Source organism: Listeria booriae, assembly GCF_000766865.1.
Taxonomy (GTDB): Bacteria; Bacillota; Bacilli; order Lactobacillales; family Listeriaceae; genus Listeria_A; species Listeria_A booriae.
In genome coordinates, this window is sequence record NZ_JNFA01000007.1 from 1 (window position 1) to 17,651 (window position 17,651).

Below are 17,651 nucleotides of genomic sequence, written 5' to 3' on the forward strand. Positions count from 1 at the left end.
TGCGATTCTTACCTGAAAACATTGCTGTTTTCTTGGTTTTATCTTTGTTTTTTGTTCAGTTTTCAAAGAGCAATCTCTCGGCTACTTGTATCTAGCAGCGACCTTCTTATAGTATCATTAGGGCTAATCTTTGTCAACACTTTTCAACTTATTTTTGAATAAAAGTTTTGATGTTATTTTTTGCTGAAATGTTGTGTGTTTTTCTTGACTAGCCTTTGCGGTTGGCTGTTTCTGCAAACCTTATATAAGAGGCACGAGTAATAGAATACCATGTATATTGGACAAACGCAATAGTATTTTGCAAATTTATTTATAAATATTTATTTTGTTGTATATTGGCTAGACTGTGTGGATGATTAGACCTTTTTCTGAAAAGCTGTCCTTTAATGAAGTATCTAGTTCATTTCCTGTGATAATGCTTGTGATATCGCTAAAATCGGCATATTTGTATAATGAGATCCTGCCGAACTTTGTGTGGTCTGTTACTAAGAAAACTTCTGTCGCGGAATGAAGCATTTGTACTTTGGCCGGGACTAGGTACTCGTCGTAATGCATTAATCCTTTTTCTAAATCGATGGCTGGGGTGGTGACGAATGCTTTATGTACATGGAGGTTGCGAAGGGTTTCTTCTGTGATCATTCCATTTAGCATGTATGTTTCTGGATAGATGACACCGCCTGTTACGATTACTTTGATGGATGTGTTGCGAAGGATTGCTGCTACGTTGATATCGTTTGTGATAACGGTTAGCTTGGTTCGTTTAGTTAGAGATCGGGCAATGTGACCGGTTGTTGTTCCTGAATCTAGGATGATTGTATCGCCATCTTTAATTAGTGATGAGGCGTATTCTGCGATTCGTTGTTTTTCTTCGTATTGAACTTCTTCGCGTTTTTGGAAATCTGGTTCGGAAATGATTTTTTCTTCTATCATGACGCCGCCGTGGGTGCGCTTTAGTTTCTTTTCGTTTTCTAGAGTTGTGAGATCGCGGCGAATGGTGACTTCGTGGACGTTGAAATGTCGGGATAATTCTGCGACGCTTGCTATTTTTTTGTTTTTGACGTAGTTGAGTATGGCTTGTTTGCGTTCTATGGAAAGTATCGGGACCGCCTCCTTTGTCTATTAAAAAGCTGCGTGGTACTCCTTAGTAAAGAAGTATCACGCAGACTGGTATTATTTCAAGCGTTTTTCTAGTTCTGCTTTTTTGTCTTCGTAGCCTGGTTTGCCCAGAAGGGCGAACATGTTGGCTTTGTATGCTTCTACGCCTGGTTGGTCGAATGGGTTTACGCCGTTTAGGTAGCCGCTTACGCCTACTGCGATTTCAAAGAAGTACACGAGGTAGCCGAATGTGTAGGCATCTAATGTAGGAACTTCTACTACAAAATTCGGAACGTCGCCATCTGTATGTGCTAGAAGTGTTCCTTGGAAGGCTTTGTCGTTCACGTAGTCTACTGTTTCTCCTGCAAGGTAGTTCAAGCCGTCTAAATCGTTATCTTCTTTATTGATTGTGATCTCGTGACGAGCTTTAGCAACTTTGACAACTGTTTCAAAAATGTTGCGGCGTCCTTCTTGGATATATTGACCTAATGAGTGAAGGTCTGTTGAAAAATTGGCGCTGGATGGGTAGATGCCTTTTTGGTCTTTTCCTTCGCTTTCGCCGAATAGTTGTTTCCACCACTCGTTGAAATATTGTAATCCTGGTTCGTAGTTGATTAGTAATTCGGTTACTTTTCCTTTGCGGTATAAAACATTGCGGGCTGCTGCGTATTGGTAAGCGATGTTTTTGCTTAGTTCTGGGCTACTGAAATCAGCGCGGGCTGCGTCAGCACCTTTCATCATCGCGTCAATGTCTACTCCGCTTGCTGCGATTGGTAATAAACCTACAGCTGTAAGCACAGAGAAACGTCCGCCAACATCATCGGGAACGACAAATGTTTCGTAGCCTTCTGCGTCTGAAAGTTCTTTTAATGCACCTTTAGATTTATCAGTTGTTGCGTAAATACGTGATTTTGCTTCTTCTTTACCGTATTTCTTCTCTAGCAAGTCTTTGAATACACGGAAAGCAATCGCTGGTTCCGTTGTTGTTCCTGATTTTGAAATAACGTTGACAGAGAAGTCTTTGCCATCGATTACGTCAATTAAATCATGTAGATAGCTTGAACTGATACTGTTCCCTGCAAAAAATACTTGCGGAGCTTGGCGTTTTTCTTTATCAAGTACGTTATAGAAAGCATGATTTAGTGTTTCAATCGCTGCACGAGCGCCTAAATACGAACCGCCGATACCGATTACGATTAATACTTCTGAATCTGCTTTAATTTTTGCTGCTGCTTTTTGAATGCGAGCGAATTCTTCTTTGTCGTAGTCACGTGGTAGGTTAATCCATCCCAAGTAGTCGCTACCCGCGCCAGTGCCATTATGTAATGCTTCGTGTGCTGCAGTGACAGCTGGTTGTAAATAGTCGATTTCATGTTGCTCGAAAAATTTCAATGCGTTTGAATAATCAAATTGAATGTGTGTCATCGTTTTCCCTCCAATAATTTAGTGCATATTTACAGTTCTTACTTTATATCAACTAACCCCATTTAGCAAGAAATAGGACGTTAATTTTCTTGAGGTAAAATATAGGGAACGCCATCTTCTAAAACGAGTTTATTCAGCGCCACGTCTTGTTCTAGTAGTAAATCATCGGCTTGTGGAATCGAGGTCCATCTTGCATGAAAAACGCTGTCGTCTTTTTCTAAAGTTAAAAAATCTCCGGTAGCTGTTGCGCGGTATACAAATTGACAGACATGCTCCCATGCTGTTCTGCGTTCTTTTACATATAGTAAGCTATCGATGTGACAATCAATTCCTGTTTGTTGTTTCACTTTGGCAATCAGTGCTTGTTCTAACGTTTGATCAGTCTCTACTCTACCGCCTGGAAATGCCCATTTTAAATCACGATTTTTTACAAGTAGAATGTCATCTTTCTTCTCGTTATAAATAAATCCTTTAACCATCAGTACCCTTTTCATTGACAAGCCTCCCTTAGAACTTATATTTAAAATTATCTAAAAATTCAAACGCGCGTATTTGTCATTAACTATGTTATCTAAAATGTTTGTTAATTAAAAGCATAAAACCTTATTTTAGGAAACTTCAATGTTCGGGAAGTCTCCTAGGTTCGGTTTATTTGTCGGCTTTGTCTACCCATTCTTGTAATTTGTCGCGTAGTGTATTGAAGCCTTCGTCTGGTGTGGATGATGTTTGTGTTTTTCTTGGTTCTTGTTTTGTTCTTGCAGGTGCTTCTTCTGTGGCGCGAATGGATAAGCTGATTTTATTGTTTTCATTATTGATTTCTAGAATTTTGACTTTTACTTCTTGTCCTACTTCTAGAAAATCGTGTACATCTTTTACGAAACCATGATGAATTTCAGAAATGTGTACTAATCCTTGCGTTTTGTCGTCAAGCGCGACGAAGGCACCATATCCTTGAATACCTGCCACCTTGCCTGTAATAATGTCGCCCACTTTAAATTCACTCATTACATAACACCTACTTTCTCACTTTCAATAATAACAAATTATATCACTACGACTTTGAATACACAATTATTAGATTTTAAATTGTGCATAATTTCATTCTAATATTATGTTACAATGGGACTGAAATATGATTTTAGGGGAGGATTAGAAGATGAGTCATTTTGATGAAGTCATCCCAAGAATTGGAACAAATAGTGAGAAGTGGGATGATGTAAAACATTTATTTGGAACTGAGAATATTATTCCGATGTGGGTTGCCGATATGGATTTCAGGCCGCCGCATACTGTCCACGAAGCTTTTCAGAAGTTGCTAGACCATGGTATTTTTGGCTATTCGATGACGATGGAAGCGTTAAAACCAAGTATTATCAAATGGTTAGATGAGCGTCACCAATATAAAGTCGATGCTTCTTCGATTTTCTTGAACGCCGCGGTTGTTCCTTCGATTTCGATGATTATCCGTTCCTTGACGGAAAAAGGCGATCAGGTTTTGATGCATTCGCCGGTGTATCATCCGTTCTTTCTTGTGACAGCGCAAACAGAGCGTGTGGTCACGATATCGCCGCTTATTTATGAAGATGCGACTTACCGCATTGATTGGGAAGATTTTGAGGCAAAAGTACAAGAAGTGAAACTGTTTATTCTTTGTAATCCGCATAATCCTGGTTCTCGTAGTTGGAAACCAGACGAACTTGCAAAAATGGCAGAGATTTGCGCGCGTTGTGGTGTGCCGATTATTTCAGATGAGATTCATTCGGATTTGACGATGCCTGGGTTTAAACATACGCCACTTGCTGTTGCTGCGCCTGATTATAAGGATCAAATCGTGACATTGATGGCTCCTACGAAAACATTTAATTTGGCGGGGATTAAAGCTTCTTATTTTATTACGACGAATCCAGTTTTCCAAGAGAAGTTTGAATATGAAGCGAAGTATACATCTCGACCTGAGCTCAATACGTTTGGCGCGGTTGGTATGGAAGCAGCGTACCGTGGCGGCGCAGAATGGGTGGATGAGTTACGCGATTATATTTGGTCGAATTATGAATATACAAAAGCTGAAATCGAGAAACATTGCCCAGCGGTTGTTGTAACGAAGCAAGAAGCGACGTACTTAATGTGGTTGGATTGCCGTAACTTAGAAGCCGATGAAAAAACGATTTATCAAAACTTAATTGATGCTGGTGTCGGCGTACAAATGGGTTCTGGTTTTGGTGTTGCGGGTACTGGTTTTGTCCGGTTGAACATTGCTTGTCCGAAAGAAACGTTGCAAAAAGGTGTGGCTTGTCTGATTGACGGCTTACAAAGAAGCTGAGTTGGTCGGTTTTTTGTGAAGTTTTTGCTATACTTAATGTTGGAATGTAAAAAAGGTTAGGAGTTGGAGATGATATGTTTTTAGGGCTTCGTGAATTGCTTTATTCGAAGTTGCGCTATATTTTAGTGACTGGCATTATGATTTTGATCGTGCTGTTGTCGTTATTTTTATCTGGGCTTGCGAATGGTTTAGCGTATGATAATGCTTCGTCGGTTGCTAATAATGATGTGCCTTATTATGCGCTGGCAAAAGATGCACAAGGCAAAGTGGAGCGTTCGTTATTTCCTGAGTCGGATTTAGCGGCGATCAAGGAAGATAAGAACGTGAAAGATGCTGCAGTGCTTGGTCAATCGATGCAAACATTGAAACGTGCAGATGATGGCAAGAAATTCAGTATGGCGATTTTCGCGATTACACCGGGTAGCTTCTTGGAGCCAAAAGTAACGACTGGTTCGCAGATGAGCTTAACAAATCAAGATGGCGTTATTCTAGATGCCTCATTAAAAGGTGATTTCAAGGTCGGCGATGTGCTGGAGGACGACATTTTAAATAAGCAGATGACCGTTATTGGTTTTGCGAAAGATCAGAAGTATAGCCATGCCCCTGTTGTTTATATGAATATGGCCGTTTGGCAAGCAATTAATCCGATGCTATATCATCAAAAGATTCCACAAACAAGTACGGTTGCGATTCTAGCAAATAATCCGGACAATACGGTAAAACTGAGTAATAAAGATTTGACGGTGATTTCGCATAAAGATTTCCTCGGTCAAATTCCTGGTTATTCGGCAGAACAAATGACACTTAATATGATGATTTTCTTCTTGATTGTCATTGGCGGTTTTATTTTGACGGCTTTCTTCTATGTTATGACGCTCCAAAAAACAGGACAGTTCGGTGTCTTGAAAGCACTTGGAACGAAGACAAGTTATTTAGTAGCAAGCGTTGTGTCACAAGTTGTCTTGATTTCTGTTATCAGTATCGGGATAAGTATTGCTGCGACGGCTGGGCTTTCGACAATTATGCCTGATGCGATGCCATTCCGCTTAACAGGTATGACGATGGCGCTTTACAGTGTGCTATTTTTCGCTGTGGCTGTTATAGGTTCCCTACTATCGCTTATCAAAATTGCTAAAGTAGACGCGCTGGACGCGATTCGAGGAGGCGATCAATAATGACAGCTCTTTTAAAATTTGAAAATGTAACGAAAAACTATCCATCTGGTCCAACAACGATTCATGCTTTGCGTGAAACGAGCTTCGAAGCAAACGCTGGAGAATTGATAGCCATCGTCGGTCCTTCCGGTTCTGGTAAAAGTACTTTCTTATCGCTGGCCGGAGCACTTTTGACACCAACATCAGGTAACATCTCCATCAACGGCAAAATCATTAGCGACCTATCAAAAAAGGAACAGACAGAGTTACGCTTATCCGAAGTCGGCTTCATTTTCCAAGCGGCTCATCTTGTTCCATATTTAAAAGTACAACAACAACTAGAATTCATCGGCAAATTAGCAGGACAAGAAAAACAAGCACTAGCCAAGAAAAGTGAAACGTTGCTAACGCAATTAGGGCTTGGCGACCGGTTGCAATTTTATCCAAAAGATTTGTCTGGTGGGGAAAAACAACGGGTAGCCATTGCGCGGTCGCTGATTAATGAGCCTGCGATTATTTTGGCGGACGAACCGACCGCAAGCCTTGACTCCACGCGTGGTCGTGAAGTTGTAGAATTGCTTCGTGCGGAGATTGAAAACCAAGAACGCGCCGTGATTATGGTAACGCATGATGAGCGAATGCTTGATTTGTGCCATCACGTGTACCGCATGCTTGACGGTGTTTTGACGAAAGATAAATAAACGAAATCGGAGGCTGGTATCTACGAATGAGATACTCGCCTCCGATTTTTTAATGGCTATCTTTTAGCGCCTCTGTTTCTACACGCTTCATGAAATCTGCAACGACTTTATCATTGTTCTTAGAACTGCTAAGCTTCATTAATATTTTTCCTAGAAAATTAATACCTTGATTGGAGCCGCTATAAATAAATCGCGTCGACTTCTCGTCGATTTTTTCTAATGTAAAGGAGGTCTCGATTTTGAATGCTTTGGCAAGTACGAAACCGCTCGTGTTATGTTTTCGTTCTGGCGTATCTTCGTGCGCCAAATCCTCGACTATGTATGTCTCCACACGCTTTCCTTCTTGGTATTTCTGGCGGTATCGCGAACCCACGATGCCTTCTTTCATCTCAATAACTTCATTTTCAATAATTTGAGGCATGATTCGCTGAATATTTTCCAGTTGAAACAAGTTCCAAATCACCTCAATATTCGCCTCAATCACCATTTCTTCATTCCAAGTCATCATTTTTGCTCCCCCTTTTTAAATTCTCCTCTAGCATTGACTACTTCATTCCATTATAAACCATATAACATGTCGCGGTGTCAATGCTTTTATTTAAATATGCGTTATTTGCAGAATCTTCACCACTCGCAGGCTAAAATAGGTTATACTATAAGTAAGCAATCTATATCGTAAGGATGGTGAGGCAGAATGGCACGCGAATACACAGAGGACGATCTTGTATACGGCGAATCCTGGGGACTTGTGCATCGTGGTTTTTTAGCGGATAGCGAAATCGAACGAATGAAAGCGCTACGAGACAAAGTGATGGGCAAGCACGGTAAAGCTGGAACAACACTGAAACCGATTGGTAGAGTTATTATCGACGGTGAATGGTATGACGCCAGACTCAAGGATGGTTATTTAGATATAGGAACTCCTATCGTCGTTGTTGGTATTGATATTGGCTATGTTTTAGTAAATGAAGACCTAAAAAGAGAGGAAGATAATTCATGATTGGACCTATTATTATTGCTGTTTTAATTGTTATTGTTTTGATTATATTTTTCACACTTGTACCTGTGGGGCTTTGGATTAGTGCTATTTCTGCGCAAGTTCGTGTTGGCCTGGGTACATTAATTGGTATGCGTTTGCGCCGGGTAACTCCTTCGCGCGTTGTTAAGCCATTAATTAAAGCTGTAAAAGCTGGACTTGAACTAGAAGTAAACCAATTGGAAAGCCATTACTTAGCAGGCGGGGACGTTGATAAAACGGTGGATGCTTTGATTGCCGCGCACCGTGCCAATATCGAGCTTGATTTCAGCCGTGCCGCTGCGATTGACCTTGCAGGACGTGACGTTTTAGAAGCTGTTCAAACTTCCGTTACACCAAAAGTTATTCGTACACCTGAATTTACCGGTGTTGCGCAAAACGGTGTTGAAGTAAAAGTTATCACGCAAATTACCGTACAATCAAATATTGACCGCATCGTCGGTGGTGCTGGTGAAGATACCGTTATTGCCCGTGTCGGTGAAGCCGTCGTTTCTACAGTCGGTGAAACGCGCGAACATACAGACGTTCTTGAAAACCCAAACAGCATTTCGAAAAAAGTACAAGAACAAGGTCTTGGCGATGGCACAGCCTACACGATTCTATCTATTGATATTGCAGAAATGCGTATCGGTGACAACATCAAAGCCAAACTAGACATCGAAAAAGCCAATGCCGACATGGAAGTAGCCCAAGCCGCTGCATCCAAACGTAAAGCCGAAGCCATTGCCTTAGAACAAGAAAACCGCGCTGTCGTAGTAGCAGCCGAAGCTGAAGTTCCAAGAGCCCTTGCCAAAGCACTAGAAAGCGGCAAACTTGGCGCGATGGATTATTACAGAATGGATAATGTGCAGGCGGATACGACGATGCGAGAAGCCATTGCTAAGGAAGATAAATAAGTTCAGCGGACATCGTCGTTTGATGGACTAACTGTTCACTTTGCTCACACTTATATTGGGGTTGTAACTCATTTCTTTCGAACAACCCCAACAATGCGTGAGGCTATAGCGAAGGAAGATAAATAAGTTTAGCGGGCATCGTCGTTTGATGGACTAACTACTCACTTTGTTCGTACTTATATTGGGGTTGTAGCTCATTTCTTTCGAACAACCCCAACAATGCGAGAAGCCATTGCCAAGGAAGATAAATAAGTTTAGCGGGCATCGTCGTTAGCTGGACTAACTACTCACTTTGTTCGTACTTATATTGGGGTTGTAACTCATTTCTTTCGAACAACCCCAACAATGCGAGAAGCCATTGCTAAAGAAGACAAATAAGTTTGGTGGGCATTCGTCGCCCGCTGGAGGTGCAACAAAAATGGAAGATATCTTTTCCAACATTGGAGACTGGTTTGGTAGTGCTGTCGTTATTATTGGGATTATCGTCGGGATTTTAAGTTATTTCAAAAAAGCCGAGCCCGAAGAAGAAGCGAAGAAGAAAGCCAGCCAGCCTAAAGCTCCGCAACAACGTGCAAAACATCAGCAAACCAAAAAGAAGCCAGCAAAGAAAGCACAACCTACTGCTTATAAGGATACTGTTATCAAAGATGCAATGACAAACACAAGCCACGATCCTTATCACGATGTTAGACATTCACATCATGAACACACTGCCGCTAGAAAACGTGTCCGTGGTAAGATGCAGGAAGCCATTATCATGAAAGAAATTCTCGATAAACCTGTTGCATTGCGAAAAAATCAATAAAAAAACGACCAGTAAACGCGACTGTTTGCTGGTTTTTTCATGCAAAAAAAGAACCCCTGATATAGCTTTTATCAAGGATTCTTCCGTGCAAAATTTTATTTTTGTTCTCTGTCTTCGAAATCGCGTTCTGGCATTGGGCGTTCGCCGAAACGATCTGGTCCCATACCGCCACGCATTCCGTCAAAACCAGGATGTCCTTCTGCGAATCTTGGGTCACCGTGACCACCACGGCGGAAACCTCCAAAGCCTTCGCGACCAAAACCAGGACGGCCTCCTCTGCCATGCATCCGAGGATCCATGAAATCTGGGCTTCCTTCTGGCATATCAGCTAATTGTTTCTCTAACTCGTCAGTGACGCGTTGCATATAGTCGTGTAAGTTATTTTGTTCTTCCTCACTTAACACGTCGAACAAGTTACTGCTGTCATATTCGGCATCTTGAGCTTGTTCTGCTGCTTCTGCGCCAGCTTCCGTTAATTTCACATTCATCACACGACGATCAGCTTCTGATGGTTCCCGCGTAATATAGTCACTGCGTTCTAGTTTTGACAATAGTTCACCTAGTGATTGACCTCGCATATCCAACAAGAAAGCCAACTCCTTTTGCGTGATTTCGGGTTTCATTTTTAAAAGTGCAAGGACACGGCCTTGTCCTCTATACGGATTGCCTAATGGGCCGAAGCTGCGAAGTTTACTGTTTTGATAGCTGTGTAGTAAGCGATTGAATTGGATAAATTGTTTCATTAAATTGAATTTGTTCTCTGTCATTTTTAATTCCTCCATTGTATTTTATATAATAGAAAGGTACCTTCATTTATTATTATAAAGGTACCTTTCTATTATGTCAAGCTTTACTATTTTGTTACTTGAATGAGTACTGTGTCTTTTATGCCTCGATCTTGTGTTTTTGCGGTTATCGTTGCTTTGCCAACTGCTTTCCCGGTTATTTTTCCTTTTGCATCGACTGTTGCTATTTTCGAATTGGAGGTTGTCCAAGTGATGGCTTTGTTGGATGCGATGCTTGGCGTAATTGTGGCGATCATTTGGAAGCTTGTGTTTGTCTTGATATAAACGCCACTGCGATTTAGAGTCATTCCGGAAACTGGATAGGCTGGGCCAAGCACGACTGACATGCTTGCGCCTGGTTTGGTGGTAACGCGGAATGAGAAATTAGGATACGTGCCATTACTTAGCCGATTCGATGGGTTCGTTCGGTTGTTCAGATAAATTTGCTGAGCTTTCCCTCTTGAACCTGTGCCAACATAGTAGAGTGCATCGGATATCAACGTCGAACTACTATTCAATTGCGAATAGCCCGCAATGCCTTGGTTCGCCTCAAGCATTGTGACCAGCTGCTTTCCGACCGTTTGATTGCCGCCATAATTCGTATTCACACGATAAACCGCAAGCCCGCCTTTAAAAACTTTACTAGCAAGCGCCTTATCAAAACCGATAAACTGCCGATTTTCGATTAAAAAGTACTCTTTTGGAGAACTCGTATTAATTCGCAAAATGGTGCTTCCTGCGTAGAGCGTTTGCGTCGACGTAACTGTTGTGTTCACCACTTTCGGCGTCACGGCTCCGATTTTCACTTTGGAATAGGCGTCTAGTAAAATGGGCGTCTGTCCTGGATAACTATCTCCCGCAGCGATGCCCCACGCGCCTTTAGCCATCAAGCTAAACGTTCCGAGGCCACTTCCTGTTCCACTTGTATTATATAAATCTACCAATCCTAAATCGTGTCCGAATTCATGCGCGATGACGCCGATTGTGGCCATATGCGTGCCATGCATTTCGCCGAATTGCGTATATGTGAAAAAAGTTTTCCCGTCTAATTTCGGTGTAATATTGAAAGCCATTCCCCACATATGTCCCCAAATAGAAGGCGCGGCGCTGGAGTACGCTCGCTCTTGCCCAGCCACGATAGTCATAATATGCAGCTCGCTCGCTTCAATCCGACCGTTTTTATTCGTGTCATATTGCGCGAAATTAACATATGGATTGGCTGCCGTTAAAGCATCTCGTACGATGTATTGATTTCGCGTATCAATCGCGGTGCCAGTTCGCGGATGATTCCTATTTAATTTCACTTTTACGACACCATTGTTTGCCGTACCGTATGTTTCTTTTGCCGGGTTCAGAATACGTTTGCCGTTCGTTGCTTGCGCATAATAAAGCCGCACTGATTTGCTAGTTGCGCTAAATATTTTTTGATTCCAGCTAGCTTCCGTTTGTTTTATCGCGCTGTCCTTAAAACTTACTAAAATAACTAAAACCCGATTCGTCGGTGTTACTGCGTTCACTTTTGGCATAGTCGTTGTTGGCGTTTGCGCTGGTAGTGATGACCCGTTTGGATATTTGCTCACCGTAACAGGGGCTGTACTTGCTGCCTTTAAAGTATCTGCGGAACTTGCTGTGGCTATCATTACGACACATATCGATAGAGCCATCATAACTATCAGCACCATTCTCCTAAGAAAAAAGCGCATGATCGGTTCCTCCTTTATTTCGGCTACATACACCGTCCTTCAATTGGTAATTAATACCCATTCTTAGAAAATTGTAAACGATGCGCAGTAGTGAGCAATAAAAAAAACCTCCTAAACAAGGAGGCGTCATATATTAGTAGCGACTTAATTCCGTTCTCGGCGTTTGAATAATCACTGGTTTTTTCTTAGGATCTAGCCATTTTAAAATTTTGACTACGTTGGCTTGGCTTGTTCCGGTGCAACCCATCGTGTAACTGCTTGATACGTGGAAGAAGATTGCCGAACCCCAGCCAGGTTTTCTAAGTGCATTATAGTTGATAACAAACGCATAATTATACGCAGGTTGATACAATTTTTCAGCAGACTTCCAGCGGTTATTAACGGGAAGTACTTGCCATGAATTGTATAGTTTGGACTTCACATCATCTACCCAAACATCTCGCGTTGATGTTTTGCGATAAGGCATTTTCGTTCCCGGGTTAGCATAACGACCGAATGCTGTGCCAATTGTGAATTTTCCTCGAGGACTTTCCACTACCGTTTCCCGCATTGTTTTCGCAAAACCATCACGACCAATATAGCCATACATCAGCGCCTTGCGTTGCCACACACCTTTACTATCCCGCTCAAATGTCTGAATAGTTGCCTTGTTCGACTTATAACCAGGCGTCGTCACTAAAATCAACTGTTTGTTCGCCCCCACGGTTTTAAATCGCTGCGCATCATTCGTCGCCGCATCCACTTTCCCACTAACCGCAAAAATAACCCCTAACGCCAGAAAAACAACACCAATACTCCAAAATACTTTTTTCACGCTAAATTCCCCCTTACTATCTTTATAAAATTCCACGTTTTTTAGGCTTCAAACATTTTCTGTTTTAAGCGCATGTTATTAGTACATTTATATTTCAATTCGTGATAGAATAATATCATCACACAAAATGGAGAGATGCTTACATGATACAACTAGATACTAAAAGCCGATTTTCAAGTAATGGTGTTTACACTACGACAAGAAGACAGTTACATGAAGACATTGCACGTCATTTCTTATCTGGTGCACAGAGCCAAGGGATGATAGCAATTATTTTAGGCGGTGGATCAGGCGCTGGAAAAACAAGTGTTGCAACAGATATCATTGGCACGAAAGGATTTGTCGTTGTTGATTCTGATGCGATCAAAGAACATATTCCTGAATACAGCAAATTCATGCAACAACATATTTCTACTGCCTCCGACTTAGTTCACGAAGAAAGTACCGATATCGCGAAAAACCTGCTTCATACTGCGATTCAAAGCCGCCTATCGCTTATTTATGATGGTACATTCGCTAATCATAATAAATATAAACGCTTGATATCACAACTGAAGCAAAAGCAATACACTATTCAACTAATCATTATTGACGTCGATATTTCCGTTGCCAAAAGACGTGTGAAAGCACGATTTGCAGAAAATCAACGCTATGTCCCCGAAGAAGTTGTACAAAAAACAAATAGCGCTGTCGCTAAGAATTTTATAGCACTAAAAGATAGCGTGGATGAATATCTTATTTTAGACAATAGTTTAAACGGTACAAGTCCTACCATTATTGCTAGAAAAGATAAGGGATGCCCTCCAATTGTCTTTAATGATTACGCATATCATTTTTTCTTAAAGAAAGGGCGCCAATTTTAAAATTTCGTGGTATAATAACAGAAAGATCACTAGGAGGTGCTTTCAATGTTAAATCAACTTTTCTCAGACAAATTAGCCGCACATGGAGCAACAGCCTCAAAAAATTGGAGCGCTAAAAACGCCAGCAATGAACGTCATTTCTCGCAAGCCGCTTACGACAAGGCAAAGAAAGAACACGATAACTTCCCTTCAAAGAAGAAGGGTTCCATATTACATTAAGAAACTACGGCGAAACCTCGAACTACTATTCGATGTTTCACCGTAGTTTTTTATTTTCACACAAAAACACCACCAGCCAAAAAGCCAGTAGCGTCTCTTATTTACTATAACCAGACTATATTTTAAATAAAAACCTGTCCGTGTCTCCAAACCTCAGCGTGTCGACAAATGCCCAGATCCTAGGCAAAAGCGAGTACCGACGCGGAGCGTACTGAGGTACGTGAGCATCGGAACGGAGCTTTTAACGACGGAGGTGGGCGTTTGTCGACACGCTGATTTATTATACCGCTTGGTCTCCGCTGAATTGACTGTTATACAAATCAGCATAGAAGCCATGTTCATCAAGCAATTCTTTATGCGTTCCTTGTTCAATAACATTTCCGTGATTCATTACTAGAATTAAATCAGCATCGCGAATCGTTGATAGACGGTGGGCAATAACAAAGCTTGTGCGCCCTTCCATCAAGTTCCCCATTGCTAATTGAATGTTGAGTTCTGTACGCGTATCAACGCTTGATGTCGCTTCATCCAAAATCAAAATGCTTGGATCTGACAAAATCGCACGCGCAATCGTAAGCAATTGTTTTTGCCCTTGAGAAATGTTAGAGCCTTCTTCATTAAGCACGGTGTCATAGCCTTCTGGTAAACGTCGAATGAAATCATCTGCATATGCTGCTTTTGCGGCTTCGATAACTTCTTCCGTTGTTGCACCATCGCGACCGTACGCAATATTTTCCGCAATTGTACCGTTAAATAACCACGTATCTTGAAGTACCATTCCGAATTTCTCACGGACACCATTCTTCGTCATGTCACGCGTATCGACTCCGCCGAGGCGAATACTACCGCCATCCACGTCATAAAAACGCATCAACAAGTTAATAATCGTTGTTTTACCAGCGCCTGTTGGTCCTACAATCGCAACCATTTGACCTTCCTTCACATCGATATTCAAATCGTGCATCAATGGTTTATCAGGAGTATAGCCAAATTTCACGTGATCGAAAACGATACGATCTTGTTCTGCATCGCGGTGTTCGATAACTTCTGGAATCACATCTGCTTCTTCCTTCTCATCTAACACTTCGAAAATACGTTCTGCAGAAGCCATCGTTGATTGAATGATATTCGAGATATTGGCAACACTAGAAATCGGTTGGGAGAACAGTTGCACATATTGCGTAAATGCTTGAATATCCCCAACTTGTAGCGTACCATTCGTTACAAAAATACCACCACCGACACAGACTGCTACATAACCTAAGTTACCAACAAATTGCATTAATGGCATCATAATCCCTGAAATAAACTGGGCTTTTTTAGCTGCCGTATAGTAATCTTTATTTACAACATCAAATGTCGCAAGCGTCTTCTTCTCTTGTCCGAACGCTTTAATAATCGTATGTCCGCCAAATGTTTCTTCGACATGATCGTTTAGAACGCCGAGATTTTTTTGTTGGGCACCGAAATATTTTTGCGAGCGGCTAGCTACAATCGCTACAAGTAAAATACTTAGCGGTACTGTCGCCACAACGATTAACGTCATCTGCCAACTAATCGTTAGCATCATAATCATAACCCCGACAATTTGTACAATCGCTGTAATTGCTTGTGTTAACGCTTGTTGTAAGGTGTTGGCGATATTATCCATGTCATTTACCGCACGACTTAAAATATCACCATTTGAACGCGTATCATAGTAGCGAAGCGGCAAGCGCGCCATCTTCTCTTTCAATTCCTTACGCATATCATAAACCGTCCGTTGCGCCACACTCGACATCACATATTGTTGCAAGAAGCTAAACAACGAACTACCTAAATAAAGCATCAAAACAATGAATAAAATATCGAAAATCTTATCATAGTTAATCCCGGCTGGCGTCATCACACCTTTAAAGATTTCTGTAGTCGCCTTCCCGAGTTCTTTCGGACTAAAAATATTGAATATCGTTGATAAAATCGCGAGAATCAGCACTGCAAAAAGCGAGATAGCGCGCGGTTTCATGTAACCTAACAAACGAAACAGGGACTTTTTAAAATCTTTTGGTTTAGCGGTCGGAATTACTGCTCTTCCGCCGTGTCCACCTGATCCTGGTCCTGGACTCATGCTATCTCCTCCTCTGACAGTTGTGATCTCATAATTTCTTGATAGATTGTATTGTTTTCTTTTAGTTCATCATGCGTACCAATGCCGGCAATTTTACCTTCATTAAGTACGATAATCTGGTCAGAATCCACTACAGATGTGATACGTTGCGCTACAATAATCGTAATCGAATCACGCGTTTCTGGTTTCAAAGCAGCTCGCAATAACGAGTCCGTTTTAAAATCAAGAGCGGAAAAACTATCGTCAAAAATATAGATTTGCGGTTTACGAATTAACGCACGCGCGATAGCTAACCGTTGTTTTTGCCCACCAGAGAAGTTGTTACCGCCTTGTTCCACACGACTGTGTATGCCGTCTGCCATTTTAGAAACAAAATCTTCGGCTTGTGCAGTGCGCAGTCCAGCCCAAATTTCTTCGTCGGTTGCATCTTCATTTCCGTAACGCATATTTTCCGCAATGTCACCTGTAAATAGCATTGCTTTTTGAGGCACGAGACCGACTTTCATTCGTAGATCAGCCTGTGTCATTTCCTTCACATCAAGTCCATTGACGCGAACAGACCCAGTAGCTACATCGTAAAAGCGTGGAATCATATTAATCAATGTTGATTTCCCTGCCCCCGTACTACCAATGATTGCGATCGTCTCGCCAGCTTTCGCCTTAAAGGAAATGTCTTCAATCACCGCTTTTTCAGCACCTTCATAAAGGAATGACGCTTTGTCAAATTCCAATGTCACTGGCGCTTGCGCATCTTTGGCATCTTTAGGATCATGAATTTCCGTGTCCATTTCCAAAACTTCATTGATACGTTCTGCCGAAGCTGCGGCACGCGGAATCATAATAAATACCGCAGAAACCATCATAAAGGCAATCATGATTTGCGTCGCATATTGAATAAACGCCATCAAATCACCGACTTGCATCGTGCCATCACCAACGAATTTAGCACCAATCCAGATAATAACAATTGTTGTTAAATTCATGATTAGCATCATCATCGGGCTCATTAACGAAAGCAGTCTATTAACGCCAATCGCTGTTTTTGCATAGTCCTCATTGGATACGTCGAATTTCTTAAGCTCGTCATCGCCGCGATTAAACGCACGAATAACACGAATCCCCGTCAAACCTTCCCGGATAACACGGTTTAGCTTATCCATTTTCTTTTGTAGTGATTTAAACATCGGCATTGCTTTACCACCAAGTAATACCACTAGAAGTAGCAAAATCGGCAGTACTACCACAAAAATAAGTGATAGCTTGGCATCTTTACCAACCGCCATAATCACGCCACCAATTAACATAATCGGTGCCATCACCATCATACGTAACATCATGTACAATACGTTTTGAATTTGTACAACATCATTTGTAGAACGCGTAATTAATGACGCCGTTCCGACCTTATCAAATTCCTGCAACGAGAAATTCTCCACGCGGCTAAAAATGCCATCACGTAAATCGCGACCGAACCCCATCGAAATGTGCGATGCGTAATACACGATTATTACGGATAACAGGCCTGACGCACCAGAAATAAGTAGCATTTGTAAGCCTACTTTCCATATGTAGCCCGTATCGCCTTTTGCCACACCTTTGTCGATAATATCTGCCATCAATGTTGGTAAATAAAGCTGGCCGATAACTTGCAGAAATGTCAGTACTAGAACTAGTACTATGCCCCATTTGTAGGCACCCATTCGCTTCAACAATTTCATCATAATGTTG

General features: G+C 41.6%; 18 protein-coding genes. 8 read left to right on the forward strand and 10 right to left on the reverse strand.

What is annotated here, in order from left to right; genetic code table 11:
• Positions 1–339 precede the first annotated feature (339 nt).
• The 4 genes from EP57_RS03105 to yugI form a co-directional block, all read right to left on the reverse strand.
• Positions 340–1,098, reverse strand: coding sequence for a DeoR/GlpR family DNA-binding transcription regulator (locus EP57_RS03105; protein ID WP_036084159.1), 759 nt, complete (start codon positions 1,096–1,098; stop codon positions 340–342).
• A gap of 72 nt (positions 1,099–1,170) precedes the next feature.
• Complete coding sequence (locus tag EP57_RS03110; RefSeq protein ID WP_036084161.1) at positions 1,171–2,520, reverse strand: glucose-6-phosphate isomerase; 1,350 nt, start codon at positions 2,518–2,520, stop codon at positions 1,171–1,173.
• Positions 2,521–2,600: 80 nt separating this feature from the next.
• Complete coding sequence (locus EP57_RS03115; protein WP_036084164.1) at positions 2,601–3,014, reverse strand: NUDIX hydrolase; 414 nt, start codon at positions 3,012–3,014, stop codon at positions 2,601–2,603.
• 154 nt (positions 3,015–3,168) lie between these two features.
• A complete protein-coding gene (yugI, locus tag EP57_RS03120; RefSeq protein WP_036084167.1) occupies positions 3,169–3,525 on the reverse strand; it encodes a S1 domain-containing post-transcriptional regulator GSP13 in 357 nt (118 codons plus the stop codon).
• A gap of 151 nt (positions 3,526–3,676) precedes the next feature.
• Between yugI and EP57_RS03125 the strand changes: the two genes are divergently transcribed.
• The 3 genes from EP57_RS03125 (at position 3,677) to EP57_RS03135 (ending at position 6,695) form a co-directional block, all read left to right on the forward strand.
• Positions 3,677–4,840, forward strand: coding sequence for a MalY/PatB family protein (locus EP57_RS03125; RefSeq protein WP_036084170.1), 1,164 nt, complete (start codon positions 3,677–3,679; stop codon positions 4,838–4,840).
• Between the two features lie 74 nt (positions 4,841–4,914).
• Positions 4,915–6,015, forward strand: coding sequence for an ABC transporter permease (locus EP57_RS03130; protein ID WP_036084173.1), 1,101 nt, complete (start codon positions 4,915–4,917; stop codon positions 6,013–6,015).
• Entirely contained in the window at positions 6,015–6,695 is a 681-nt protein-coding gene (locus EP57_RS03135; protein ID WP_036084175.1) for an ABC transporter ATP-binding protein, read from the forward strand. The genes EP57_RS03130 and EP57_RS03135 overlap by 1 nt, the downstream gene beginning before the upstream one ends.
• Positions 6,696–6,744: 49 nt before the next feature.
• On the opposite strand, the gene EP57_RS03140 is transcribed toward EP57_RS03135, so the two are convergent.
• Positions 6,745–7,203: an SRPBCC family protein gene (locus EP57_RS03140; protein WP_036084177.1), complete on the reverse strand. Its 459-nt coding sequence runs from the start codon at positions 7,201–7,203 to the stop codon at positions 6,745–6,747.
• Positions 7,204–7,389: 186 nt separating this feature from the next.
• On the opposite strand from EP57_RS03140, the gene EP57_RS03145 reads away from it, so the two are divergent.
• From EP57_RS03145 to EP57_RS03155, 3 genes are all read left to right on the forward strand, one after another.
• Positions 7,390–7,695 (forward strand): NfeD family protein, encoded by a 306-nt coding sequence (locus EP57_RS03145; protein ID WP_036084180.1) that lies wholly within the window; start codon positions 7,390–7,392, stop codon positions 7,693–7,695.
• Positions 7,692–8,627, forward strand: coding sequence for a flotillin-like protein FloA (gene floA, locus EP57_RS03150; protein WP_036084181.1), 936 nt, complete (start codon positions 7,692–7,694; stop codon positions 8,625–8,627). Before EP57_RS03145 ends, floA begins: the two co-directional genes overlap by 4 nt.
• Before the next feature lie 418 nt (positions 8,628–9,045).
• Positions 9,046–9,432, forward strand: coding sequence for a hypothetical protein (locus EP57_RS03155; protein WP_036084183.1), 387 nt, complete (start codon positions 9,046–9,048; stop codon positions 9,430–9,432).
• A 95-nt stretch (positions 9,433–9,527) separates the two neighbouring features.
• Here EP57_RS03155 and EP57_RS03160 read toward each other — a convergent pair whose 3' ends face one another.
• From EP57_RS03160 to EP57_RS03170, 3 genes are all read right to left on the reverse strand, one after another.
• A complete protein-coding gene (locus tag EP57_RS03160) occupies positions 9,528–10,199 on the reverse strand; it encodes a MarR family winged helix-turn-helix transcriptional regulator (RefSeq protein WP_077916761.1) in 672 nt (223 codons plus the stop codon).
• 86 nt (positions 10,200–10,285) lie between these two features.
• Positions 10,286–11,920 (reverse strand): M6 family metalloprotease domain-containing protein, encoded by a 1,635-nt coding sequence (locus tag EP57_RS16365; protein ID WP_077916762.1) that lies wholly within the window; start codon positions 11,918–11,920, stop codon positions 10,286–10,288.
• 133 nt (positions 11,921–12,053) lie between these two features.
• On the reverse strand, positions 12,054–12,734 hold the full coding sequence (locus EP57_RS03170) for a L,D-transpeptidase family protein (protein WP_052167522.1): 681 nt from the start codon (positions 12,732–12,734) through the stop codon (positions 12,054–12,056).
• Between the two features lie 143 nt (positions 12,735–12,877).
• On the opposite strand from EP57_RS03170, the gene EP57_RS03175 reads away from it, so the two are divergent.
• Entirely contained in the window at positions 12,878–13,597 is a 720-nt protein-coding gene (locus EP57_RS03175) for a zeta toxin family protein (protein ID WP_052167523.1), read from the forward strand.
• A gap of 45 nt (positions 13,598–13,642) precedes the next feature.
• Positions 13,643–13,816: a hypothetical protein gene (locus EP57_RS16905; RefSeq protein ID WP_159106409.1), complete on the forward strand. Its 174-nt coding sequence runs from the start codon at positions 13,643–13,645 to the stop codon at positions 13,814–13,816.
• A gap of 280 nt (positions 13,817–14,096) precedes the next feature.
• Here EP57_RS16905 and EP57_RS03180 read toward each other — a convergent pair whose 3' ends face one another.
• Both EP57_RS03180 and EP57_RS03185 read right to left on the reverse strand, forming a co-directional pair.
• Positions 14,097–15,923 (reverse strand): ABC transporter ATP-binding protein, encoded by a 1,827-nt coding sequence (locus tag EP57_RS03180; RefSeq protein ID WP_036084186.1) that lies wholly within the window; start codon positions 15,921–15,923, stop codon positions 14,097–14,099.
• Positions 15,920–17,644, reverse strand: coding sequence for an ABC transporter ATP-binding protein (locus EP57_RS03185; protein ID WP_036084188.1), 1,725 nt, complete (start codon positions 17,642–17,644; stop codon positions 15,920–15,922). Before EP57_RS03185 ends, EP57_RS03180 begins: the two co-directional genes overlap by 4 nt.
• Positions 17,645–17,651 lie beyond the last annotated feature (7 nt).

Excerpts from the sequence above, each read along its gene's own strand:
- EP57_RS03180 (WP_036084186.1), bottom strand. The coding sequence starts at position 15,923 with ATGAGTCCAGGACCAGGATCAGGTGGACACGGCGGAAGAGCAGTAATT.
- EP57_RS03140 (WP_036084177.1), bottom strand. The coding sequence starts at position 7,203 with ATGATGACTTGGAATGAAGAAATGGTGATTGAGGCGAATATTGAGGTG.
- EP57_RS03145 (WP_036084180.1), top strand. The coding sequence starts at position 7,390 with ATGGCACGCGAATACACAGAGGACGATCTTGTATACGGCGAATCCTGG.
- EP57_RS03135 (WP_036084175.1), top strand. The coding sequence starts at position 6,015 with ATGACAGCTCTTTTAAAATTTGAAAATGTAACGAAAAACTATCCATCT.
- EP57_RS03130 (WP_036084173.1), top strand. The coding sequence starts at position 4,915 with ATGTTTTTAGGGCTTCGTGAATTGCTTTATTCGAAGTTGCGCTATATT.
- EP57_RS03160 (WP_077916761.1), bottom strand. The coding sequence starts at position 10,199 with ATGACAGAGAACAAATTCAATTTAATGAAACAATTTATCCAATTCAAT.
- EP57_RS03185 (WP_036084188.1), bottom strand. The coding sequence starts at position 17,644 with ATGATGAAATTGTTGAAGCGAATGGGTGCCTACAAATGGGGCATAGTA.
- EP57_RS03155 (WP_036084183.1), top strand. The coding sequence starts at position 9,046 with ATGGAAGATATCTTTTCCAACATTGGAGACTGGTTTGGTAGTGCTGTC.
- EP57_RS03110 (WP_036084161.1), bottom strand. The coding sequence starts at position 2,520 with ATGACACACATTCAATTTGATTATTCAAACGCATTGAAATTTTTCGAG.
- EP57_RS03115 (WP_036084164.1), bottom strand. The coding sequence starts at position 3,014 with ATGAAAAGGGTACTGATGGTTAAAGGATTTATTTATAACGAGAAGAAA.
- EP57_RS03175 (WP_052167523.1), top strand. The coding sequence starts at position 12,878 with ATGATACAACTAGATACTAAAAGCCGATTTTCAAGTAATGGTGTTTAC.
- yugI (WP_036084167.1), bottom strand. The coding sequence starts at position 3,525 with ATGAGTGAATTTAAAGTGGGCGACATTATTACAGGCAAGGTGGCAGGT.
- EP57_RS16365 (WP_077916762.1), bottom strand. The coding sequence starts at position 11,920 with ATGCGCTTTTTTCTTAGGAGAATGGTGCTGATAGTTATGATGGCTCTA.
- EP57_RS16905 (WP_159106409.1), top strand. The coding sequence starts at position 13,643 with ATGTTAAATCAACTTTTCTCAGACAAATTAGCCGCACATGGAGCAACA.
- floA (WP_036084181.1), top strand. The coding sequence starts at position 7,692 with ATGATTGGACCTATTATTATTGCTGTTTTAATTGTTATTGTTTTGATT.
- EP57_RS03125 (WP_036084170.1), top strand. The coding sequence starts at position 3,677 with ATGAGTCATTTTGATGAAGTCATCCCAAGAATTGGAACAAATAGTGAG.